The sequence below is a fragment of the Citrobacter sp. FP75 genome (assembly GCF_018342065.1).
In the GTDB taxonomy this organism is placed as follows: Bacteria; Pseudomonadota; Gammaproteobacteria; order Enterobacterales; family Enterobacteriaceae; genus Citrobacter.
Genome location: NZ_JAFDOE010000002.1, coordinates 715,592 through 737,955 on the forward strand (window position 1 = coordinate 715,592; position 22,364 = coordinate 737,955).

A 22,364-nucleotide genomic window follows, 5' to 3' on the forward strand; every position below is an offset into this window, starting at 1 on the left:
CCGCCCACTTATTCAGGAGAAAGCCGCATGAAGTTTGTTGCGCCCGAACAGGCACCGGAACAGACGGAGGTCATCAAAAATACGCCGTTCTGGCCTGATGTGGATCTGTCGGAATTTCGCAGTGTGATGCGCACTGATGGCACGGTGACGCAGCCGCGTTTAAAGCAGGTCGTGCTGACGGCGATCTCTGAGGTTAACGCTGAGCTGTACGACTTCCGCAAGCGTCAGCAGATGCTGGGCTGGCAGACACTTGCAGACGTTCCGGCAGAAATGCTGGACGGCAAAAGCGAGCGTATCCGGCACTACCACAACGCTGTTTTCTGCTGGGCGCGCGCCGTGCTCAATGAGCGTTATCAGGACTATGACGCCACGGCGTCAGGTGTGAAGCGAGGGGAGGAACTGGCGGAGGCCAGCGGCGATCTGTGGCGTGATGCCCGCTGGGCTATCAGCCGGGTGCAGGATGCACCGCACTGTACGGTGGAGCTTATCTGATGAAAGTGCGTGCGCATCAGTATGACACGGTGGACGCGCTTTGCTGGCGTCATTACGGGCGTACGCAGGGTGTCACTGAGCAGGTTCTGCAGGCAAATCCGGGGCTGGCTGAGTACGGCCCATTTTTACCGCACGGGCTGCAGGTGGAGCTGCCGGACATTACGGCGTCAACCACGGCGCAGACCGTCCAGCTATGGGACTGAATTATGACGCTTGAACGAATCAGCGCCTTTATCACTTACTGCATCGCCGTGCTGCTGGCATGGCTGGGCGATCTGTCGCTCAAGGATGCGTCAACGGTTGGCGGCGTACTGATTGGTGTGCTGATGCTGGCTATCAACTGGTACTACAAACACCAGTCTTTCAAATTGTTACGTGGCGGCAAAATTTCGCGGGGGGAATATGAATCCTTCAATCGTTAAGCGCTGCCTTGTCGGGGCGGTGATGGCTATCGCCGCCACGCTGCCCGGTTTCCAGTCGCTTCATACCTCCGTTGAGGGGCTGAAACTGATCGCCGATTACGAGGGATGCCGCCTGCAGCCTTATCAGTGCAGCGCGGGCGTGTGGACCGACGGGATCGGCAATACGTCCGGTGTGGTGCCGGGCAAAACTATCACGGAACGGCAAGCGGCGCAGGGACTTATCACCAATGTGCTGCGCGTGGAGCGGGCGCTGGAAAAATGTGTGGTGCAGCCGATGCCGCAAAAGGTCTATGACGCGGTGGTGTCGTTTGCTTTCAACGTGGGCACCGGCAACGCCTGCAGCTCCACGCTGGTTAAGTTGCTGAACCAGCGGCGCTGGGCGGATGCCTGCCATCAACTGCCGCGCTGGGTATATGTCAAAGGTGTGTTTAATCAGGGGCTGGACAACCGCCGCGCGCGGGAAATGGCCTGGTGCTTAAAAGGAGCATAACGGAATGAAAAAGAAAGTCATGAGCGTTTTTTTCCAGCTGGCATGGGCTGCGCTGTTGGTTATCAGCCTGCTGTATCCGCGCAGCGTTGCGCCGGTTCTGGTTGGTGCGTCTGTCTGGGTATCATGCTTCCTCGCCTGGCTGCTTGCTGCGCTGTGCGCTGTAGGGTGGTTCGCCGGAGATCGGGCGCGCGATGAGGTCAGGGCGGCATTGCTGAAATTCAGGGCGCACCCCGTAAAACCCGTGCGTACATGGGTAATCAGGCTGCTTATTGTTCTGTGCCTGGCGTTTTCTGGATGGGTGATCACCCTGGTGTTTTACCTGCTGACGCTGGTTCTGTATCAGATTGCCCGCGCGCCGCTTCATGAGCCGATGGCGGCCTGATGCGTGCGCTGGCGGTAGTGCTGGCGCTGGCACTTGCGGCTCTGGGCTGGCAGTCGTGGCGGCTTAACAATGCCAGCCACACTATCGAGACGCAGGGCGCGGCGCTGAAAAGCAAAACGCAGGAGCTGACGAAGAAAAACAGCCAACTGATCGGCCTGTCCATTCTGACCGAAACCAACAGCCGGGAGCAGGCGCGGCTTTATGCGGCAGCGGAACAGACCACCGCACTTCTGCGCAGCCGCCAGCACCGGATCGAGGAACTGAAACGTGAAAACGAGGATTTGCGCCGCTGGGCTGATACTCCTTTGCCTGCTGACATTATCCGGCTGCGGGAGCGTCCGGCCCTCGCCGGAGGTGCAGCTTACCGTGAGTGGCTGTCCCAGAGTGACGCAGTGCCGTCTGGAAAGGTCAGCGCCGCGCAGTAACGGCGATCTGAGCGCGGTGCTGGATGAAACCGAGGCCGCCTGGGCGGTCTGTGCTGACAAAGTGGATACGATTATTGCGTGTCAGGAGCGAGACAGTGAACAAACCGCAGTCCTTACGCAGCGCCCTGAATAAAGCGGTTGCTTATGTCCGCGACAACCCGGACAAGCTGCACCTTTTCGTTGATAACGGCTCACTGGTGGCAACCGGTGCCAGCTCTATGTCATGGGAATACCGCTACACCCTGAACGTGGTGATCGAGGATTTCAGCGGCGACCAAAATTTGCTGATGGCTCCCGTGTTGCTGTGGCTCAGAGAAAACCAGCCGGACGCCATCAACAACCCGGACCTGCGCGAAAAACTGTTCACCTTTGAAGTGGATATTCTGCGCAATGATGTATGCGATATCAGTCTGAATCTGCAACTGACAGAGCGTGTACTGGTCAGCACCGACGGCGGTATTTCGACGGTTGAGGCTGAGCCGGAACCCGACGAGCCAGAAGAAAGGTGGACGGTGAAACGTGGATAATCTGCATAAGGTGGATGAGTGGCTGGCGGCCCTGCTGGCGAATCTGGAGCCTGCCGCGCGCAGTCGCATGATGCGCCAACTGGCGCAGGAATTGCGCCGCAATCAGCAGAACAATATTCGGCTGCAGCGTAATCCTGATGGTAGCGGATACGAGCCGCGAAAAGTTACGGCCCGAACCCAAAAGGGGCGCATCAAGCGGCAGATGTTCTCGAAACTTCGTACGGCGAAATACCTGAAAACTGCAGCCAGCGCGGATTCTGCAAGCGTAGCATTTGCCGGGCAAGTGCAGCGCATTGCGCGGGTGCATCATTACGGTCTACGTGATCGTGTAAATTCTCGTGGAATTACAATAAAATATTCGTCTCGAAAACTCCTCGGTATTAACAATAATGCGATTTTATCTATTGAAAATATGTTGGTGGATTGGTTTGTGAAATGATTTTTTGTCGCGCACACCACGTGGTAGTGCACGCGATTTAACTCTCAGGATGTTATTTTTCTGATTTCGTCTCAAGGTTTCGCAAGGTGTTTGGAATTAGTGTTTCGCTAAATCCGGAAAGAGCGCATATTACATAAATGGAAAAGGAAATGTCGCTATCCGTGTTCAAAAAACCAAATATTAAATTCCCCTTTAACATGAAGTATATTAATACGCCAGCGATAATTGAGAACAAAATTCTTTCGGCACCATATGAGAAATAGTTTGATTTTTTTAATTCTCTGTCTGTGTGAAGGCTTTTTATTTTCAATGAGACGGAAATAAATCCCCCCATTGATGCAAAGGCTGCTGCGTAAAATACAACAGGTATGAAGTGGTTGTCTTTTATAAAGTCTGTAGTTCGTGTAAGGTAAATAATGGCACTTAGGATAATGGTAATGATTGAGAAAGTGATGGCTCCCAATTGATAATAGTTTCTTCCAAGCATCATGTTGGCATAATCAAGTTTAATATCATCATTGATTTTTTTGAAGTTATCGTCTGTAGGTTCAAGAATGCCCAAGAGAATAGAGGATAATACGGTTGCTGCTCTTTTTCTGTATATTGATGCGCAGTTATATCGATAACAGTTGGCAATAAACTCATCAAAGTGTGGTTTGCACTGTTGAAATAAAATTATTTTGGATTCATCGTATTCATCTTTGCTTTGGATGTACACGCGTAAGGATTCATGTGTTGGTACATCTTGAACCTCATAAATAATAAATTCATCAAATCTAGAATACACTCTTGAAATTATATTTCCTGCGTAATCTGTTGCACCAACAGTAAAGTGTGCGATTCGTTCCTCTTGCCATTTTTCATACTTATCTGCACGTTCCTTAGCTTTCTGCAGCTCATCCCGCTCAATTGCGGTATCAATACTTATAACGTTTTCTTCTGCATCATTGCTTAAATTTGTTGTTTCGGTCATTTTCGCATGCTCTGTAAAAGGTGTTGTTTGATATCTGATACAACTAGGCAAGAACGTAAATATACGTTTTATCGAGTTATATTTAAAGAATGAACGCACAACTGACCGAAATCATGCGCCTTATCACCAACCTGATCCGCACCGGCACTGTGACCGAAGTGGATCGGAAGAAATGGCTGTGCCGGGTGAAAGTGGGCGAGCTTGAAACCAACTGGATTAACTGGCTGACGCTGCGTGCCGGTGGTGCCCGTACATGGTGGTGTCCGTCGCCGGATGAACAGGTGGTGGTGCTGAGTATGGGTGGCAATCTGGAAACCGCATTTGTGCTGCCTGCCATCTACTCGAATCAGTTTCCGCCGCCGTCGGATTCCGTGGACGGCTGCGTGACGGAGTACCCGGACGGGGGCTGGTTTGAGTATGAACCTGCCACCGGACGGTGGCATGTCCGGGGTATCAAATCCATGGTGATCGAAGCGGTGGACAATATCACCCTCAAAACCGGTGAGTTTGTGGTGGAGGCTGACACTATGCGCATTAACAGCGAGGTGGTGATCAATGGCAGCGTCAGCCAGGGCGGCGGTGCAATGAGTTCTAACGGGATCGTAGTTGATGACCATGAGCATACTGGTGTTCTGAAAGGCGGCGACAACACGGGAGGTCCGGTATGACGTTGTATATCGGTATGAGCAGGAATGACGGGCAGGCCATTTCAGATACAGACCATCTGCGCCAGTCGGTGCGGGATATTCTGCTGACGCCGCAGGGCAGCCGTCTTGCCCGCCGGGAATATGGCTCCCTGCTGTCTGCCCTGATTGACCAGCCGCAGAACCCGGCGCTGCGCCTGCAGATTATGTCTGCGGTCTATGTGGCGCTGAACCGCTGGGAACCGCGCCTTACGCTGGACTCCATCACCATCAACGGCAATTTTGACGGCTCTATGGTGGTTGAACTTACCGGACACGGCAATAACGGCGCACCGGTTTCCCTTTCCGTATCAACAGGAGCAGACAATGGCAGTCATTGACCTTTCCCGGCTACCGCCGCCGCAGATTGTGGACGTGCCGGACTTTGAGGCATTGCTGGCAGAACGCAAGGCCGCCTTTGTGGCCCTCCATCCGGCTGATGAACAGGAAGCCGTTATGCGCACGTTAGCGCTGGAGTCAGAACCCGTCACCAAACTGCTGCAGGAAAATACTTACCGAGAAATCCTGCTGCGCCAGCGTATTAATGAGGCTGCGCAGGCGGTCATGGTGGCCTATTCCATGGGAAATGACCTTGAACAACTGGCAGGTAACTGCAACGTGAAGCGCCTGACGGTAGTCCCTGCCGATAATGACGCGGTGCCGCCGGTGGCCGCAGTGATGGAAAGTGATGAAGCATTACGCCAGCGCATTCCTGCAGCATTTGAGGGGCTGTCCGTTGCAGGGCCGACGGGAGCCTATGAGTTCCACGCCACAAGTGCCGACGGGCGCGTGGCTGATGCCAGCGCAACCAGTCCTGCACCGGCTGAGGTGGTGCTTACCGTACTGAGCCGCGAGGGTGATGGTACGGCAGGGGCTGACCTGCTGGCGGTGGTTGAGCAGGCGCTTAACAGTGAAAAGGTTCGCCCGGTGGCAGACCGCCTGACGGTGCGCAGCGCTGAAATTATTCCGTACAGCGTGGATGCGACGATCTTCCTTTATCCGGGGCCGGAGGCTGAGCCGGTGATGGCAGAAGCAAAAGCCAGCCTGCAGAAATACATCGCCAGTCAGACGCGGCTGGGACGTGATATCCGCCGCAGCGCCATTTATGCCGCGTTGCACGTGGAGGGCGTCCAGCGTGTGGAACTGACGTCCCCGCTGGGTGATGTGGTGCTGGATAAGACGCAGGCGGCATCCTGTACTGAATGGAGCGTCACCAACGGGGGCACGGATGAATAGCCTGTTGCCGCCGGGTTCGTCGCCGCTTGAGCGCCGACTGACGCAGACCTGCAGTGGGATTTCCGATCTGCAGGTATCGCTGCGTGATTTGTGGAACCCGGCAACCTGCCCGGTCAGATTCCTGCCTTATCTGGCCTGGGCGTTTTCTGTTGACCGCTGGGATGAGAGCTGGACAGAAAGCGTCAAGCGCCGCGTTGTGCAGGACGCTTTTTATATCCATCAGCACAAGGGGACAACCAGCGCCGTGCGGCGCGTGGTGGAGCCGTTCGGCTTTCTGATCCGCATCATTGAGTGGTGGCAGACTGGCGAAACACCGGGGACGTTCCGTCTGGATATTGGCGTGCAGGACCAGGGCATAACAGAAGAAACCTATCTGGAGCTGGAGCGTCTGATCGGTGATGCCAAACCGTGCAGCCGTCATCTGGTTGGCATGTCCATCAACCTGCAGACAGGCGGCCCGTATTTTGTGGGTGCAGCCACTTATACCGGCGAAGAAATCACGATCTACCCGTATATAAACGAAACCATTATTTCCGGCGGCACCGCATATGAGGGCGGCGCGGTCCATGTTATTGACACGATGAGAGTGAACCCATGAGCGCAAAATTTTACACCCTGCTGACGGATATCGGCGCGGCGAAACTGGCAAGCGCCGCCGCGCTCGGTGTCCCACTAAAAATTACCCATATGGCGGTGGGCAGCGGTGGCGGTGTGCTGCCCACACCCAACGCGCAACAGACCGCGTTAGTGGCTGAGGAACGCCGCGCAGCGCTGAATATGCTGTATATCGACCCACAGAACAGCAGCCAGATTATTGCTGAGCAGGTGATCCCGGAAAATGAGGGCGGGTGGTGGATTCGTGAAGTCGGCCTGTTTGATGAAACAGGTGCGCTGATTGCTGTGGGAAACTGCCCGGAGAGCTACAAGCCGAAGCTGGCGGAGGGCAGCGGACGCACGCAGACCGTGCGTATGGTACTGATTACCAGCAGCACCGATAACATCACCCTGAAAATTGACCCTGCAGTGGTTCTGGCAACCCGCAAATATGTCGATCAGGTTGCCACAGGGATGCTTAAGAAAGCCGAGAATGGTGCTGATATTCCTGACAAGCTGAAGTTTTTACAGAATATAGGGCTGTTCAATATCGTTAACCCAACAAGCCCAAATCAGACGGTGCTTTATACCCCGGATATGAAGAAATGCCTGGTTATTCGTGAAGACGGGTCATGGGGCGCAAGGGTGGTCAATAATGGCCAGGTGATAGCGCTGAAAGTGAATGAAGGTGGGACCGGGGCAATGACAGCAGAAGACGCAAGAAAAAATCTTGGTCTTGATATCCTGCTGAACGGTAAGCAGCCGCTGAACGAAGTGCTGACAGCCTTTGCCGGACTGATGATGCAGCAGAATACCCTGCCTTATTTCACGGGAAATAAACAGGCGGCAGTGACCGCTATCAGTGAGTTTATGCGCGTGATGCTGGGGAAAGGGGATGCAGCCAGTATTGCAGCTTATCTGGGAATGGGGAGCGGTGCGCCGATGATTGGCTCACCTTTCGCATGGCCTTTGGCGCAGATGCCGAGTGACGTGTTTGATGACATGAAAAACATGGTTTTTCTGAAAGTGAATGGCGCGCCATTTGATAAGAATAAATACAGCAAGTTAGGTGTTACATACCCGTCGGGCGTGTTGCCAGATATGCGCGGCGAATTCATGCGGGGTTATGACGACGGACGCGGGGTTAACCCTTCTCAGGCTTTGCTCGGTTGGGCTGCCGATGAGTTCAAAACACACAAACATCCCTTTATGGGGTCAGGCGGTGCAGCCGGGAATAATACCGTTTTTGGTGTCGAAACAGGTATCAGGGGAATTTATACCAATGGCATTAACCAGCCTGATGGCTCAGTAGCGCCTGCATTTCAGGATCCTGGTGGAACTGAAACTCGCCCACGTAGCGTGGCATTTAATTTTATTGTGAGGGCGGCGTAATGGCTAAAGCGACACTGAACAAAAACGGTATTGCTACTAAAGCCGGTGATATCACCGTTTATAATTATGCGAGTGGTACGGGAGAATATTTGTCTGTGTCAGTCGAATACCTGCCTGTCGGGGTGGGTATTCCTGCCGACTCATGTACAGATGCGCCGCCTGTGAAAAAGAGTGGTTTTACTGTTTGCCGTAATTTGGGTCGTAGTATCTGGGAGTATGTCGAAGACCACCGGGGCGAGATAGTCTATGAAACGGTGACAGGCAAGCCGATAGTCATTTCTGTGCCGGGAGCGTATGCCGACAGTATAACCCGCATAGCACCGTCAACACCTTATGATACCTGGAACGGCAGTGAGTGGGTTACAGATGAGAAGATGCAGAAAAACGCTCAGGTGAAGGCGGCAGAACAGAAAAAATCCGCACTGCTGGCTGGTGCTCAAAGTACCATCAGCCTGTGGCAGACTGAGCTACAACTCGGTCTTATCAGTGATGAGGACAAAGTTAAACTGATATTATGGATGCATTACATTCGCGACTTGCAGGCCATAAAAACATCTGAGGCACCTGATGTTTTTTGGCCTGAAGAACCTGAGTTAGCTTAGCTCTAAAGATGAATTCGGCTTACGTCGCCAGTTCAGGATGAAAGATTTAATTGTCTTATTATCCTCAACGAAATGATAGCAAGCCGAAGCCATCAATAAATTGATGACGGCCAAAAGTGTCCAGATAAACCATGTAGGGAATGATGCAAGGCTGTCATGATATTTTGTTATGTAAATCATTATAGGTAATTGCATCAAATAAAATGAATAGCTTATTTTCCCTAAATATATCAACGGTAGGGTGAATGTGTTTTTATTAATTGCTGCAGTTGCGAGATAATAAACAACAATACATGTTGCTGGTAGTGTTGCATAGTTGTTTTGCATCCAGCCATTATTGTTGGACGGAGAAATGAAAAATAGAGATGCTATTGCAAGAATAAACAGGGGGGTGTTAAATCGGGTAAAACGAAAGCCGCGAGAAAAAATACAACCAATTGCTACCCCTGCGACAAATTCTGGCAGGCGATGAATAGGGCTGACATAATAACGAGGAAAAGCCGCGCTATTAGTTAATATCATAGATGTTGGTATGATTATTGATGATATCAATACTGCAATGCCTAATGCGAGAACCGGTCTTTTTTTAATTACTGGCAACAGGAATGGGAAAACAAGATAAAAAAACATTTCGGTTGAAACGGACCAGGAACCGCCGAAATTCCATTGGCTAAAACTATCCGGGAACCACGACTGTGCAGTAGTTAAAAATAATAAAACATATGTGGTGATTTGCGTTATGTTGTACTCAAAAAGGAAAGGGACTGTAATTAATCCCATGACCAGATAGGCAGGGAATATTCTGGCAATTCGGGAACGATAGTAATTTTCTTTAATGCCATTTCTTGATGCCCACGCCATGACAAAACCAGAAAGAACAAAGAAGAAAGACATCCCGATAGCTCCATTGTTGATAACAGACTGCAGCCAGTCAGAAACATCAGCCTTATATCTGATATTACAGTGAAATAAAAACACATAGAAAGCAGTAACAAAGCGGAATATCGTTAATCCGTGAAGGTCATTTCTGATGTTCATAGTCATGTTCAGGTTAAATTTTTACTGATGCTATCACAGCATTTGATGGTAACACCCATCGATTTCTTCATTCTAAGTCAAAATGCAGTTTCTTACTCTCTAAATTGTACCATCTCTCACACACCTCCCGTCGCGTGCATAGTGTGCATATCAACCAGAACATAGGCAGACACCCTGTAAACCGGAGAGACTGCCTTATGGCTCAGGATTACCACCACGGTGTGCGCGTTGTTGAAGTCAACGACGGCACCCGCTCCCTCACCACGGTAAGCACTGCTATCGTGGGTATGGTCTGCACCGGCGATGATGCTGATGCGTCCGTGTTCCCTCTCAATAAGCCGGTTCTGCTGACGGATGTGCTGGAGGCCAGCGGTAAAGCAGGCGAGTCCGGCACGCTGGCCCGTTCGCTGGATGCGATTGCCGACCAGTCAAAGCCCGTGACGGTTGTTGTGCGCGTGGCGCAGGGCGAAACCGAAGCGGAAACCACCTCCAATATTATCGGTGGCGTCACCTCCGACGGTAAAAAAACGGGGATGAAAGCGCTGCTTTCTGCGCAGTCGCAGCTGAAAGTTAAGCCGCGCATTCTCGGTGTGCCGGGGCACGACACGCAGGCGGTAGCCACTGAGCTGATGAGTGTTGCGCAGAGCCTGCGCGGGTTTGCCTACCTGTCCGCCTATGGTTGTAAGACTGTGGAGGAAGCCATTGCTTACCGGGACAATTTCAGCCAGCGAGAAGGGATGCTGATCTGGCCTGATTTCATCAACTTTGACACCGTTCTTAAAGCCGATGCGACGGCTTACGCCTCCGCACGTGCGCTCGGTCTGCGTGCCAAAATCGACGAACAGACCGGATGGCACAAAACCCTGTCCAACGTGGGTGTGAATGGCGTCACCGGTCTTTCCGCTGATGTGTTCTGGGATCTGCAGGACCCGGCAACGGACGCGGGACTGCTGAACCAGAATGACGTCACCACGTTGATCTGCAAAGACGGCTTCCGCTTCTGGGGTTCCCGCTGCCTCAGTGACGATCCATTGTTTGCGTTTGAGAACTACACCCGCACGGCGCAGGTGCTGGCTGACACGATTGCAGAGGGGCATATGTGGGCGGTGGATAAGCCACTGAATCCGTCACTGGCCCGCGACATTATCGAAGGTATTCGCGCCAAATTACGCAGCCTGGTAAATCAGGGATACCTCATCGGGGCTGACTGCTGGCTGGATGAGTCAGTGAACGATAAAGACTCTCTGAAAGCAGGGAAGCTCACCATCGACTACGACTACACGCCTGTGCCGCCGCTTGAAAATCTGATGCTGCGCCAGCGCATCACCGATCGCTACCTGGTCGATTTTGCCAGCCGTGTCAGTGCATAAGGGGGATACATGGCATTACCACGCAAGTTAAAACACCTGAACCTGTTCAACGACGGGAACAACTGGCAGGGGATCGTTGAGTCCCTGACTCTGCCGAAATTCACCCGCAAGTTTGAGAAGTATCGCGGCGGCGGTATGCCGGGCGCGGTGGATGTGGATATGGGGCTGGATGACGGCGCACTGGACACGGAATTTTCAATCGGCGGCACCGAACTGTTGTTATTCAAGCAGATGGGCAAGGCAACCGTTGATGGCATCCAGCTGCGTTTCACCGGCTCTATTCAGCGTGACGATACCGGCGAAGTTCAGGCCATTGAGCTGGTTGTGCGCGGGCGTCATAAAGAAGTGGATTCCGGCGAGTGGAAAACCGGCGAGAGCAGCACCACCAAAGTCAGCAGTACCAACAGCTACGCGAAGCTGACCATTAACGGCGAAGTGCTCTATGAGGTTGATCTGGTCAACATTATTGAAATCGTTGGCGGCGTGGACCTGATGGAAGCACACCGTAACGCCCTTGGCCTCTGATTTAACTTAACGGCGCGGTGATCCGCGCCAGTATCTGATTAACAGGAAACGAACATGAGCGACAAGCTGACTGAAAAAACCGTACAACTGGATACGCCAATCATGCGCGGTAAAACCCAAATCACCGAAATTGTGCTGCGTAAGCCGCAGTCCGGTGCGCTGCGCGGCACCCGCCTGCAGGCCATTATGGATATGGACGTGGGGGCCATGATGACAGTGATCCCGCGTATTTCCACCCCGACGCTGACCGCACAGGAAATGGCTGAACTGGACCCCGCCGATCTCACCGCGCTGTCGGTCGAGGTGGTAACTTTTTTGTTGAAGAAGTCGGTGCTTGCCGGTTTACCGACAGCCTGACGATTGATGACCTGGTGGCGGATATCGCCACCATCTTTCACTGGTCGCCGTCCATCACTGACGTTATGCCGCTGACAGAGGTGCTGGAGTGGCGGCACAAAGCGATTCAGAGAAGCGGGGCCAGCGATGAGTGATAATAACCTGCGTCTGCAGGTGATTCTGAATGCGGTTGACAAGCTCACCCGCCCATTTCGATCCGCGCAGGCCAGCTCAAAAGAGCTGGCTGCCGCTATTCAGCAAAGCCGCGCCCGGCTGAAAGAGTTAGATTCTCAGGCGGGCAGAATTGATGGCTTCCGTAAGGCCAGCGCGCAGCTGGCAGTCACAGGTAACAGCCTTAAAGCCGCCCGCGAAGAAGCGGCAAAACTCGCCACGCAGTTTACTGCGACCAACCGCCCGACGGCAGCACAGGCCAGACTGCTTGAGCAGGCTAAAAATCGCGTCACCGATTTACAGGGAAAATATAACGGGCTGCGTCAGTCAGTGCAGCGTCAGCGCCTTGCGCTGAATGAGGCAGGGCTTGATACAAAGAAACTGAGCAGCGCACAGCGTGAGCTACGGCAGAACGCCGATGAAACCCGACTGGCACTGGAGCGACAGCAAAAATCCCTGAAACGCCTGGGTGAACAGCAGGCGAGAATGAATGCGGTTCGTGATCAGTATTCGCGCCGTCTTGAGGTTCGGGATCGCATAGCCGGAGCCGGGGCCACCACTACGGCAGCGGGGCTGGCAATGGGCGCGCCGGTTATGGCTGCAGTTAAGAGCTACGCCAGTATGGAAGATGCCATGAAAGGCGTGGCAAAGCAGGTAAACGTGCTTCGTGACGATAACGGCAACCGTACAAAACAGTTTTATGACATGCAGGATGCCATTAAGGCTGCCAGTGAGCAGCTGCCGATGGAGAATGGCGCTATAGATTATGCCGCGCTGGTTGAAGGGGGCGCGCGTATGGGCGTGACCAACCAGGACGATCCCTTTGAGGACCAGAAACGTGACCTGCTGGCCTTTGCATCCACGGCGGCAAAAGCTGCAACGGCCTTTGAGCTGCCCGCCGATGAGCTGGCGGAAGGATTGGGGAAAATCGCGCAGCTCTATAAAGTGCCGACGCGCAATATTGAACAACTGGGCGATGCGCTGAACTACCTGGACGATAACGCCATGTCAAAGGGTGGGGACATTATCAACGTCCTGCAGCGTATGGGGGGCGTGGCTGACCGCCTTGACTTCCGAAAGGCTGCTGCGCTGGGTTCAACATTCCTTTCTCTTGGGGCTGCCCCGGAAATTGCCGCCAGCGCCTCTAATGCCATGGTGCGTGAACTGTCCATTGCCACCATGCAAAGTAAGCGCTTCTTTGAAGGTATGAACCTGCTGAAACTCAATCCGGCGGAGGTTGAAAAGCAGATGACCACCGATGCTATGGGCACCATTCAGCGGGTTCTGGAGAAGGTCAACAATCTGCCGCAGGATAAACGCCTGTCAGCCATGACAATGATTTTTGGTAAAGAGTTTGGCGATGATGCGGCAAAGCTGGCTAACAACCTGCCGGAGCTGCAGCGTCAGCTGAAACTCACATCAGGCAGCGGTGCTGATGGCTCCATGCAGAAAGAATCCGACATTAACAAGGATTCATTGTCTGCGCAGTGGTTGCTGGTTAAGACTGGCGCGCAGAACGCTTTCAGCAGTCTGGGGGAAACGTTGCGCCAGCCGCTGATGGATATTATGGGCATGGTTAAGGGCGTGACCGGGGCGCTGCGTCGCTGGGTGGAGCAGAATCCCGTGCTGGCTGGCACGCTGATGAAAGTGGCGGCGGCTATGGCGGCTGTTATTGTCGGGCTGGGTACACTTGCTGTGGCGGTAGCTGCTGTGCTGGGGCCGATTGCGGTGATTCGGTTTGGCCTGTCTGTGCTGGGTGTAAAAACATTACCTTCCGTTGCTGCAGCGGTAACACGTACTGGCGGTGCCCTGTCATGGCTGGCAGGTGCGCCACTTTCCCTGTTGCGTCGGGGTATGACGTCATCCGGTGGCAGTGTCGGGTTACTGAGTGCCCCGCTTAATTCCCTGCGTCGCTCAGCCGGAATAGTGGGTAATGCACTGAAAACGGTGGCAGGTGCGCCGCTTGCCGTGTTCCGTGCCGGTATGTCAGGCATCTGTAATATTATCGGTATGGTGATGAACCCGCTGGCGGCGTTGCGGGGTGGGCTGACAGCTACCGGTGGCGTGTTGCGTTTTCTTGTTTCTGGTCCGCTGGCATTACTTCGCGGCGCGCTGTTTGGCATTTCTGGCCTGCTGGGCGCGCTGCTCAGTCCGATAGGGCTGGTTGTGGCTGCGCTGGCTGGTGTGGCGCTGGTTGTGTGGAAATACTGGCAGCCCATCAGTGCATTTCTGGGGGGCGTGGTGGAAGGGTTCAAAGCCGCTGCAGCACCCATCAGCGCCGCCTTTGAGCCGCTCAGGCCCATGTTTCAGTGGATGGGTGACAGGGTGCAGGCCTTGTGGGGCTGGTTCAGTGATTTACTTACGCCGGTTAAATCCACTTCCGAAGAACTGAACAGCGCAGCTGCAATGGGGCGCCGGTTTGGTGAGGCGCTGGCGGAAGGTCTGAATAGGGTGATGCACCCGCTGGAGTCTCTTAAATCCGGTGTGTCATGGCTGCTGGAAAAGCTCGGTATTGTCAGTAAGGAGGCGGCAAAGGCGAAACTGCCTGCGCAGGTCACGCAACAGCAATCCGCCACGGTGAACAGTGACGGCAAAGTGGTGCTGCCGCCTGGCGGGTTTCCGGCTTACGCAGGGATGTACGACACGGGCGGGATCATTCCACGTGGGCAGTTTGGCATTGTTGGAGAAAATGGCCCTGAAATTGTGAATGGCCCCGCAAATGTTACCAGCAGACGGCGAACAGCCGCTCTGGCTTCTGTCGTTGCAGGCGTGATGGGGGGAGCTGCGACACCTGCAGAAGCAGCTCCGTTTCATCCGTTCAGTCTGCCTGCGAGGGCATACCAGACGCAGCCTGTTAAGGCAGACAGCCCGCCGTCAGTTATTCGTTATGAGATAAATGCGCCCATTCATATCGTCGCGCAGCCGGGACAGAGTGCGCAGGATATTGCCCGTGAAGTGGCACGGCAGCTTGACGAGCGGGAACGCAGGGCCAGGGCAAAAGCGCGCAGCAATTTCAGCGATCAGGGGGGGTATGAATCATGATGATGGTGCTGGGTTTATATGTATTTATGTTGCGCACTGTCCCTTATCAGGAACTGCAGTATCAGCGCAGCTGGCGACACGCCGCCAACAGCCGGGTGAACCGCCGCCCGTCAACGCAATTTCTTGGCCCGGATAACGATTCACTGACACTGTCCGGGGTTCTGCTGCCGGAAGTGACCGGAGGCAGGCTGTCATTGCTGGCGCTGGAGTTGATGGCAGAGCAGGGCAAAGCCTGGCCTTTGATTGAAGGCAGTGGAACCATTTACGGCATGTTTGTTATTGAGAGTCTGAGCCAGACAAAGACGGAGTTTTTTGCCAGCGGCATGCCCAGGCGCATTGAGTTTACGATCACCCTCAAACGGGTTGATGAGTCGCTGTCTGACATGTTCGGGAGCCTGAGTGACCAGCTCAGCAACCTGCAGGACTCTGCTGCCTCTGCGATTGGGGGGATTAAAAACACGGTTGGAGGATTGCTGCAGTGAACGTTAATTCTGATCTCCTGAACCTGAACAGCAAAAGCCCGGCTTTCAGTATCGTCATTGAAGGTAAGGACGTGACGACCATGCTGGATACCCGCCTGATGAGTCTGACGCTGACGGATAACCGGGGCTTTGAAGCGGACCAGCTTGATCTGGAGCTGGACGATGCCGACGGGCTGATCGCCCTGCCGCGACGTGGCGCAGTGATTCAGCTGGCGCTGGGCTGGAAAGGCCAGCCGCTTTTCCCTAAAGGGGCTTTTACCGTGGATGAAATTGAACACAGCGGTACACCTGACCGGCTGACCATCCGGGCGCGTAGTGCAGATTTCCGTGAAACCCTCAATACACGGCGCGAAAAATCATGGCATCAGACAACTGTGGGGGAGGTGGTAAAGGAAATCGCCGCCCGGCATAACCTCAAAGTGGCGCTGGGTAAAGACCTGACGGATAAGGCGCTGGATCATCTGGACCAGACCAATGAAAGCGATGCAAGTTTTCTGATGAAACTGGCGAGACAGTATGGGGCGATTGCTTCCGTTAAGGACGGGAATCTGCTGTTTATCCGGCAGGGACAGGGAAGAACGGCGAGCGGCAAGCCGCTGCCGGTTATCACCATCACGCGCAAAGCCGGTGACGGTCATCGGTTCACCCTTGCTGATCGTGGTGCCTATACCGGCGTTATTGCCAGCTGGTTGCATACGCGTGAACCCAGGAAAAAAGAGACAACCAGTGTTAAGCGTCGTCGAAAGAAAACCACCACACCCAAAGAGCCGGAAGCAAAACAGGGCGATTATCTGGTGGGAACGGATGAAAACGTGCTGGTTCTTAATCGTACCTACGCCAACCGGAGCAATGCAGAGCGCGCAGCGAAAATGCAGTGGGAACGTCTGCAGCGTGGGGTTGCTTCATTTTCCCTGCAGCTAGCTGAGGGGCGGGCTGATCTCTATACGGAAATGCCGGTGAAGGTGACGGGGTTTAAGCAGCCGATCGATGATGCAGAATGGACCATTACCACTCTGACGCATTCTGTCAGCCCGGATAATGGATTTACGACCAGCATGGAGCTTGAAGTAAAGATTGGTGATCTTGAAATTGAATAATCGGTTCTCAATACTGAATAATGCTGTATCATTATTGCGACTACGGCAAGAGTGGTGGGATAACAGCGATGATGAACTGTCCAGAGTGCGGTCATGCAGCACATACCAGAAGCAGCTTTCAGGTATCAGCTACGACAAAAGAACGTTACAACCAGTGCCAAAATATAAATTGTGGCTGTACGTTCGTTACTCATGAAACGTTTGTACGGCACATTATAAAACCGAATCTAATTTCTTCTGCGCCGCCACATCCTGGAAAAGGTGGTCAAGGCCACATGAGTTTCTGAACAGAACCCGCTTTAATGGCGGGTTTTTTGTTGTCGCCAGTCCGACACTCTGTCGCCATTTTGCCGCCACTACCAAAGAAAAAGGGGCTACGTTTTCACGTAACCCCTTGTTTTATTTGGTGGAGCTGGCGGGAGTTGAACCCGCGTCCGAAATTCCTACATCCTCGGCACTACATGCTTAGTCAGTCTTTACATTCGCACGCCAGCTGCGGACAGACACGCCACTAACGAACTAGCCTGATTAGTTTTAGCACTTCAGCCCCAGGCAGGACATCCGCGCGATCTCTTTTGGGTTTGACCTCTCTTGATCCCCGTCTTAAGAGCGGAAGCTAGGGAGAGAGGGCTCTTAGCAGGTTATTAAGCTGCTAAAGCGTAGTTTTCGTCGTTTGCGACTATTTTTTTGCGGCTTTTTACGAGGCCAACCGCCCCTCGGCATGCACCTTGGGTTTCGCAAATCCCGTCGAATCCAGAATCAGCCCCAATGTGTTAGAACAAGTATAACAGACTTGTGACACGCGTGACCAGCCCCTGCAACCCCTTATCCTCAACGATTTACCGCTCGCGTAGCGCTTCTTTTGCGCGATTAAACGGTTTGATTAAATAGTCGACGATGGTTTTTTCACCTGTTTTTATATCCACTGTGGCAATCATGCCCGGAACGATGGAAAAATGACGTCCCAGTTTGTTCTGCAAATAGTCCTGATGGGTGCGGATAAAGACGCGGTAGTAGAATATTTCTGGCTTCACTTTGTCCTGAATGGTGTCCGGGGAGATGGTTTCGACCACGCCTTCCAGCCCGCCGTAGATGGCGTAGTCATAGGCGGTGATTTTCACCAGCGCCCGCTGTCCGGGGTGAATAAAGGCGATATCGCGCGGTGACAAACGGGTTTCAATCAGCAGATGATCGTCCACCGGCACAATCTCCATCATCTCGCCGTTGGGTGGGATCACGCCGCCAATGGTGGTGACCTGGATGTTTTTCACTATGCCGCGCATCGGGGCGCGAACGGTCAGGCGGGTGACGGAATCCTCACGTCCTTTTAAAATGGCCGCCAGCATATCCACTTCGGCGTTGGCTTTCGACAGCGCTTCCCGCGCCTGCACGTAATATTGCGAGCGCAGGTCGGTGATTTTCAGCCCGAGGTCACTTTTTTGCCGCTGCAGGCGCAGCACTTCCACATGGCTGGCGGCACCGCTTTTCTCCAGCCGCTGGGTGATCGCCAGCTCTTTGTTCACAGATACCAGCGCATCCTGCAGTTCTACCATCGAGTCGGCGAGCTGCGCCCGACGGCTTTTATACAGTCGGGTCTCGGAGGCGATAAGGTCCGGCCAGGCTTTCAGCGCGTCGGGAAACGTCAGCGCCAGATCGTTGACTTCGGCGTTGAGTCGCGCGCTGGAGGCCAGCGAGGCGCGGTATCGGGCGGCGCTTTCACCGACGTTGGATTCCGAACGGGTCGGGTCGAGACGGGCCACGACTTGATTGGCCTGCACTTTGTCCCCTTCGCGTACCGTCAGTTCGGCGAGGATCCCGCCGTCAAGCGACTGCAGCACCTGTTCGCGAGAGCTGGGGATCACTTTGCCGTTGCCGGTGGAAACTTCATCCAGCTTGCCGAAGTATGCCCAGATGCCGAGGACGGCAAACAACAATGTACTGAGCAGGATAATGCGGCTTGCCCCGGAAAAGCGCTGCTCGCGGCGGATATCGAGGTCGTCCATGGCGGCATCATGCGGATTGGTTTTCATTTTTCCACTCCCGACCGTGAGTTTGTGCAGGCGCCCGGCTTGCGTTCAGCGCCTGTGCTTTCGGGGCATCCATTACCAGCTGACCTTCTTTCAACACTACCACGCGCTCGACCAGCTCCAGTACCGGTACGCGATGGGTGGCGACGATCAGCGTGCGGTTGCCGAGCCACTGGTTCAGTCGCTGAATAAACTCCCGTTCGGTATGTTCGTCCAGCGAAGCACTTGGTTCGTCGAGCAGCACAATATTGGGCGAACGCAGCAGCATTCTTGCCAGCAGAATAGACTGCCGCTGTCCGCCGGAGAGGCCGTTGCCGCCCTCCATAATCGGGTGTCCCAGCCCTTTGGCGAGCTGTTTAACAAAGGTGGCTGCGCCGCTGACCTCCAGCGCGTCGAATATCTGTACATCGCTGGCATGCGGTGCACCGAGAGTCAGGTTCTCACGCAGGGTGCCAAAAAAAAGTCGCGCATTTTGGCTGAGAAAGCCGATGTTGCGGCGTAAATCGGCCATATCGATTTGCGCCAGGCTCAGGTTATCGAGCCGAACGTCGCCCTGAATAAGCTCCACGCCGCCGGCCATCGCCTGTAGCAGGGTGGATTTCCCCGCGCCGTTACGTCCGAGGATGGCGATGCGTTCTCCTGGCATGACCTCCAGGCGAGAGATGCGCAGCGGCACCCGCTGGTCGTCGCTGTGGTAGCGAAAGTGAGCGTTCTCAAACAGATAATGCCCACGAAAGATCTCCTGATGTACCCGATTCTCATCGTGCTGGGTTTCAGTAGGGAGCTGCATAATGCTGTCCAGCCCCATCTTCGCCGCCTTGACCTGCTGCCAGCGGGCCAGCACGCCGCACAGATTCGCCATCGGGGCGATCATTCTTGAACCGAGCATTGAGGCTGCCACGACCGCCCCGGTGGTCATGGTGCCTTCGATGACCATCGGCGCACCGAACATAATGATCGCGGCGTAGACCAAGCTTTGCACCGACATGCCCCAGCCAATCAGCCCCTGAGTCAGCTTGCGGGTACGCAGCCCGGACTCGCCGGTAATGCGGATGTAGCTGTTCCACTGCTGCAAAAAGCGGTTCTCCGCCTGCATCAGCTTGATGTCTTCGAGGCCCTGAACGCTCTCGACCAGTACCGCATTACGCAGCGTGGACTCGTGCGCCGCCTGATTAGCGAGCACCGCCAGCTTTTTTTGTAGCAGCAGTCCTGGCAGGATCATCAATATCGCGGCGACGGGTGCAATCCACGCCAGCGGCGGAGCGATGCAGGCCAGTACAATGATAAACAGAAAGAAAAAAGGCAGATCGACGATGGTCGACATGGTCGAGGAGGTGATCATCTCACGCACTTGCTCCAGCTCGCGGAGCTGGGAGATAAAGCTTCCGGTGGAGCGGGGGACGGCACTGTTACGCAGGCGCAGGGCGTGGCTGAACACGCGGTCGGAAATGCGCATGTCGGCACGTTTGCCGAGCACATCCATGATATGGGTGCGCGCTTCGCGCAGTAAAAAACCGAACAGCACCGCCACCAGTACCCCGGTCGAGAGGACATACAGCGTGGGGTAAGACTGGGCTGGGATCACCCGGTCGTAAACCTGCATCGAGAAGATAATCCCGGCGAGCGACAGGACGTTAATCAGGAATGCGGCGATCATCACCGGCAGGTAAGGCCGGATGTCCTGTAGTACCAGTTCGCGCATCCAGTCGGGCTTAAAGCGCGAAATATAGCGGTCAACCCGACTGTCTTTGAGCGCTGACAGTGGGCGCAGCGCGATGATGGCGTGGATCTCCGGCAGCAGCTCCGCAAGCGCCAGCCGGTTGCGCTGTCCTTCCTCGGCGATGATAAACACATCCAGCGCATCTTCACCGTTGAAGTGCTCTATCACCATAATTTGGCCGTCGCGCAGTTCCGCCACCACCGGTAAGCGCCACTGGCTGAACGCCTGCTTCGCTGTATCCAGCACATGAAACGACAGCCCCGCCTGGCGCGCAAGCTGCGTCAGCGCAAGGGTTTTGTTTTTCCCGTCAAACCACGGGGCGTTGGCCTGAATTGCGCCGGGTGAGCAGGTAACACGATAGTGGCTGGCAATGTGGGTAATGGCCTGCGCCCACTGGCTCAGAGCGGGCTCGCTAATCATCTCTTCAGCAACAGGCTCGACGCGGCTCATAGCTGGATCTCCACCGACTGGATGCTGCGATTGTTGAGGGCGAACGCCTGGCGCAGCGCGCCAGTATTGTAGAGGCAGTTCAGCTGGAGTTGACGAAGCTGGCTTTGGGTCTGCAGTTCGGCGAAACGGGCCTGGTACACCTCCTGCTCGGCGTTAAGTACGTCGAGCAGCGGACGAGAACCGAGATCCAGATATTGCTGCTGATACAGCTCGCGCGTTTGTTCACTCAGCCGTTGTTGGCGGCGGAGGATCTGCAGGGCGGTGGCAAGGCTCATCGCCTGGCTGCGGGATTCGAGCAATTTCTGGCGCACGTCGAGCCGGGTGCGCTGGATGGAATACTGCGCCGAGTCTACCGCATGGCCGGCGGCGTTGCGGCGGGCGGTGAGTCCGCCTCCCTGGTACAGCGGCATCTCCACTTTTACCCATGTGGAGTACTGCGTTTTGTCGAGCACCTCATGGCTGGGATATTTGTCATTGAGATAGTGCTGCACGGAAGGTTCGAGCGAGATGGTCGGCGTCATCTGCGCGTTGGCGTAATCGAGGTTTGCCTGCGCGACATTGGCCTGCGCCCAGGCCGCCAGCACCGCGGGAACCAGCCTGTCGTCAGGTTTGGCTACGTCGCAACTGCTGTCCAGTTTTACCGGGAATTCATTGCTGATGCCGTTGAGCGAGTTCCAGCCAAGAAAGCTCATCAGCGTCGCCTTGCTACTATCGAGATTCGCCTGATACTGCGCCAACTGTGAACGGGCGGACTCGATACGTGCATCGGTTTGCACTACGTCTGACAACGAGGTCGCCCCTTCATCGTTGCGTTGCCGGGTCAGCCTGCCAATACCGTTCAGGGCGGAGACCTGTGATTCGGCGGCATCGACCATTTGTTGCCATGACTGAACCTGCACAATGGCATTGGCGGTTTCGTGGGCGACGGTATCAATGCTGAGTAATACGTTAGCCTGCTGCTGTGCGGCACCCGCAGTTTCGGCGCGCACCTGGCTGGCGACTTTGCCAAAGTCATACAGCATTTGCGACACCGAGATCACCAGCGACGGACTGAAGCCATGATCGTTATAGGTATTGCTGTAGCCGTTGTTCATCCCGGCGGTGACCTGCGGGTAATATTTCGATTTTGCCACGTCGATCTGCTCATTTTGCGAGAGCAGTTTGCCGATAGATTCACGGATCGCCGGATGCCAGCTCACGGCGCGGCTTACCGCATCGTTCAGTGTCAGGTTGCCGGGCGCGGCGGCGCTCAGCGGCAGATCGGCCACCGAACCATCCAGAGAGGGGAGCATCTGACTGGTTGCCAGCCCTTCCGGCGTGATGATTTGCGGTGCATCTTCGGCATTAACCCGCACCGAACAGAGCGTTAATGCCAGCAGTAAAGCGACAGGGGTGACATTTCTCATCGTTTATCCCTTACAAAATACGGCCGTGACGACTGTTATTGCC

At 54.6% G+C, this 22,364-nt stretch carries 28 protein-coding genes and 1 other RNA gene; 23 read left to right on the forward strand and 6 right to left on the reverse strand.

Annotated features, from left to right (window positions below):
- Positions 1-27 precede the first annotated feature (27 nt).
- From JQ822_RS11085 to JQ822_RS11120, 9 genes are read left to right on the forward strand one after another with little or no spacing between them, the layout of a single operon-like run.
- Positions 28-492: a head completion/stabilization protein gene (locus JQ822_RS11085; protein WP_213133503.1), complete on the forward strand. Its 465-nt coding sequence runs from the start codon at positions 28-30 to the stop codon at positions 490-492.
- Positions 492-695, forward strand: a complete 204-nt coding sequence (locus tag JQ822_RS11090; RefSeq protein WP_000868184.1) for a tail protein X — start codon at positions 492-494, stop codon at positions 693-695. Before JQ822_RS11085 ends, JQ822_RS11090 begins: the two co-directional genes overlap by 1 nt.
- A 3-nt stretch (positions 696-698) precedes the next feature.
- Positions 699-914 carry an HP1 family phage holin gene (locus tag JQ822_RS11095; protein ID WP_000171565.1) on the forward strand — a complete coding sequence of 72 codons (216 nt, stop codon included), beginning with the start codon at positions 699-701 and terminating at the stop codon, positions 912-914.
- Positions 895-1,404 (forward strand): lysozyme, encoded by a 510-nt coding sequence (locus tag JQ822_RS11100; RefSeq protein ID WP_213133504.1) that lies wholly within the window; start codon positions 895-897, stop codon positions 1,402-1,404. Before JQ822_RS11095 ends, JQ822_RS11100 begins: the two co-directional genes overlap by 20 nt.
- A 4-nt stretch (positions 1,405-1,408) precedes the next feature.
- Positions 1,409-1,786 carry a DNZ54_00345 family protein gene (locus JQ822_RS11105; protein WP_001528673.1) on the forward strand — a complete coding sequence of 126 codons (378 nt, stop codon included), beginning with the start codon at positions 1,409-1,411 and terminating at the stop codon, positions 1,784-1,786.
- Positions 1,783-2,211 carry an Rz-like lysis system protein LysB gene (gene lysB, locus JQ822_RS11110; protein WP_162926034.1) on the forward strand — a complete coding sequence of 143 codons (429 nt, stop codon included), beginning with the start codon at positions 1,783-1,785 and terminating at the stop codon, positions 2,209-2,211. Before JQ822_RS11105 ends, lysB begins: the two co-directional genes overlap by 4 nt.
- Positions 2,096-2,344, forward strand: coding sequence for an Rz1-like lysis system protein LysC (gene lysC, locus JQ822_RS24370; protein ID WP_244848885.1), 249 nt, complete (start codon positions 2,096-2,098; stop codon positions 2,342-2,344). Before lysB ends, lysC begins: the two co-directional genes overlap by 116 nt.
- Positions 2,307-2,738 (forward strand): phage tail protein, encoded by a 432-nt coding sequence (locus JQ822_RS11115; RefSeq protein ID WP_149281634.1) that lies wholly within the window; start codon positions 2,307-2,309, stop codon positions 2,736-2,738. The genes lysC and JQ822_RS11115 overlap by 38 nt, the downstream gene beginning before the upstream one ends.
- Positions 2,731-3,177, forward strand: a complete 447-nt coding sequence (locus tag JQ822_RS11120) for a phage virion morphogenesis protein (RefSeq protein WP_213133505.1) — start codon at positions 2,731-2,733, stop codon at positions 3,175-3,177. Before JQ822_RS11115 ends, JQ822_RS11120 begins: the two co-directional genes overlap by 8 nt.
- Before the next feature lie 52 nt (positions 3,178-3,229).
- Here the strand turns inward: JQ822_RS11120 and JQ822_RS11125 are convergent, their stop codons facing one another.
- A complete protein-coding gene (locus JQ822_RS11125) occupies positions 3,230-4,150 on the reverse strand; it encodes a hypothetical protein (protein WP_244848843.1) in 921 nt (306 codons plus the stop codon).
- A gap of 89 nt (positions 4,151-4,239) precedes the next feature.
- Between JQ822_RS11125 and JQ822_RS11130 the strand changes: the two genes are divergently transcribed.
- The 6 genes from JQ822_RS11130 to JQ822_RS11155 are packed head-to-tail and all read left to right on the forward strand — an operon-like array spanning position 4,240 to position 8,657.
- A complete protein-coding gene (locus JQ822_RS11130; RefSeq protein WP_149281632.1) occupies positions 4,240-4,818 on the forward strand; it encodes a phage baseplate assembly protein V in 579 nt (192 codons plus the stop codon).
- Complete coding sequence (locus JQ822_RS11135; RefSeq protein ID WP_213133506.1) at positions 4,815-5,174, forward strand: GPW/gp25 family protein; 360 nt, start codon at positions 4,815-4,817, stop codon at positions 5,172-5,174. Before JQ822_RS11130 ends, JQ822_RS11135 begins: the two co-directional genes overlap by 4 nt.
- Complete coding sequence (locus JQ822_RS11140) at positions 5,161-6,069, forward strand: baseplate assembly protein (RefSeq protein ID WP_213133507.1); 909 nt, start codon at positions 5,161-5,163, stop codon at positions 6,067-6,069. The genes JQ822_RS11135 and JQ822_RS11140 overlap by 14 nt, the downstream gene beginning before the upstream one ends.
- Positions 6,062-6,667 (forward strand): phage tail protein I, encoded by a 606-nt coding sequence (locus JQ822_RS11145; RefSeq protein ID WP_213133508.1) that lies wholly within the window; start codon positions 6,062-6,064, stop codon positions 6,665-6,667. The genes JQ822_RS11140 and JQ822_RS11145 overlap by 8 nt, the downstream gene beginning before the upstream one ends.
- Entirely contained in the window at positions 6,664-8,055 is a 1,392-nt protein-coding gene (locus JQ822_RS24645; protein ID WP_446715007.1) for a phage tail-collar fiber domain-containing protein, read from the forward strand. Before JQ822_RS11145 ends, JQ822_RS24645 begins: the two co-directional genes overlap by 4 nt.
- Positions 8,055-8,657, forward strand: coding sequence for a tail fiber assembly protein (locus tag JQ822_RS11155; RefSeq protein WP_149911521.1), 603 nt, complete (start codon positions 8,055-8,057; stop codon positions 8,655-8,657). Before JQ822_RS24645 ends, JQ822_RS11155 begins: the two co-directional genes overlap by 1 nt.
- Here JQ822_RS11155 and JQ822_RS11160 read toward each other — a convergent pair.
- Positions 8,649-9,695 carry an acyltransferase family protein gene (locus JQ822_RS11160; protein ID WP_213133509.1) on the reverse strand — a complete coding sequence of 349 codons (1,047 nt, stop codon included), beginning with the start codon at positions 9,693-9,695 and terminating at the stop codon, positions 8,649-8,651. The genes JQ822_RS11155 and JQ822_RS11160 overlap by 9 nt on opposite strands.
- Before the next feature lie 197 nt (positions 9,696-9,892).
- Here JQ822_RS11160 and JQ822_RS11165 point away from each other — a divergent pair, with 197 nt between their 5' ends.
- The 8 genes from JQ822_RS11165 to JQ822_RS11200 all read left to right on the forward strand — a co-directional run bounded on the left by JQ822_RS11165 (position 9,893) and on the right by JQ822_RS11200 (position 17,005).
- The gene (locus tag JQ822_RS11165; protein WP_213133510.1) at positions 9,893-11,065 is read left to right on the forward strand and encodes a phage tail sheath protein; all 1,173 of its coding nucleotides are present in this window, start codon (positions 9,893-9,895) and stop codon (positions 11,063-11,065) included.
- A 9-nt stretch (positions 11,066-11,074) separates the two neighbouring features.
- Positions 11,075-11,590: a phage major tail tube protein gene (locus JQ822_RS11170; RefSeq protein WP_213133511.1), complete on the forward strand. Its 516-nt coding sequence runs from the start codon at positions 11,075-11,077 to the stop codon at positions 11,588-11,590.
- Positions 11,591-11,644: 54 nt separating this feature from the next.
- Positions 11,645-11,947 (forward strand): phage tail assembly protein, encoded by a 303-nt coding sequence (locus JQ822_RS11175; protein ID WP_001744189.1) that lies wholly within the window; start codon positions 11,645-11,647, stop codon positions 11,945-11,947.
- Between the two features lie 14 nt (positions 11,948-11,961).
- Positions 11,962-12,081: a GpE family phage tail protein gene (locus JQ822_RS11180; protein ID WP_001397628.1), complete on the forward strand. Its 120-nt coding sequence runs from the start codon at positions 11,962-11,964 to the stop codon at positions 12,079-12,081.
- Positions 12,074-15,139 (forward strand): phage tail tape measure protein, encoded by a 3,066-nt coding sequence (locus JQ822_RS11185; RefSeq protein ID WP_213133512.1) that lies wholly within the window; start codon positions 12,074-12,076, stop codon positions 15,137-15,139. The genes JQ822_RS11180 and JQ822_RS11185 overlap by 8 nt, the downstream gene beginning before the upstream one ends.
- Positions 15,136-15,621, forward strand: a complete 486-nt coding sequence (locus JQ822_RS11190) for a phage tail protein (protein ID WP_000980407.1) — start codon at positions 15,136-15,138, stop codon at positions 15,619-15,621. The genes JQ822_RS11185 and JQ822_RS11190 overlap by 4 nt, the downstream gene beginning before the upstream one ends.
- Positions 15,618-16,718 carry a phage late control D family protein gene (locus JQ822_RS11195; protein ID WP_213133513.1) on the forward strand — a complete coding sequence of 367 codons (1,101 nt, stop codon included), beginning with the start codon at positions 15,618-15,620 and terminating at the stop codon, positions 16,716-16,718. Before JQ822_RS11190 ends, JQ822_RS11195 begins: the two co-directional genes overlap by 4 nt.
- Positions 16,719-16,786: 68 nt before the next feature.
- The gene (locus tag JQ822_RS11200; RefSeq protein ID WP_000980498.1) at positions 16,787-17,005 is read left to right on the forward strand and encodes an ogr/Delta-like zinc finger family protein; all 219 of its coding nucleotides are present in this window, start codon (positions 16,787-16,789) and stop codon (positions 17,003-17,005) included.
- 117 nt (positions 17,006-17,122) lie between these two features.
- Here JQ822_RS11200 and ssrA read toward each other — a convergent pair.
- The 4 genes from ssrA to JQ822_RS11220 all read right to left on the reverse strand — a co-directional run bounded on the left by ssrA (position 17,123) and on the right by JQ822_RS11220 (position 22,321).
- Positions 17,123-17,485: a transfer-messenger RNA gene (gene ssrA, locus JQ822_RS11205) on the reverse strand.
- Positions 17,486-17,557: 72 nt separating this feature from the next.
- Positions 17,558-18,721, reverse strand: coding sequence for an HlyD family efflux transporter periplasmic adaptor subunit (locus JQ822_RS11210; protein ID WP_213133551.1), 1,164 nt, complete (start codon positions 18,719-18,721; stop codon positions 17,558-17,560).
- Between the two features lie 7 nt (positions 18,722-18,728).
- Positions 18,729-20,915, reverse strand: a complete 2,187-nt coding sequence (locus JQ822_RS11215; protein WP_213133514.1) for a type I secretion system permease/ATPase — start codon at positions 20,913-20,915, stop codon at positions 18,729-18,731.
- The gene (locus tag JQ822_RS11220) at positions 20,912-22,321 is read right to left on the reverse strand and encodes a TolC family outer membrane protein (RefSeq protein WP_213133515.1); all 1,410 of its coding nucleotides are present in this window, start codon (positions 22,319-22,321) and stop codon (positions 20,912-20,914) included. Before JQ822_RS11220 ends, JQ822_RS11215 begins: the two co-directional genes overlap by 4 nt.
- Positions 22,322-22,364: the final 43 nt, after the last annotated feature.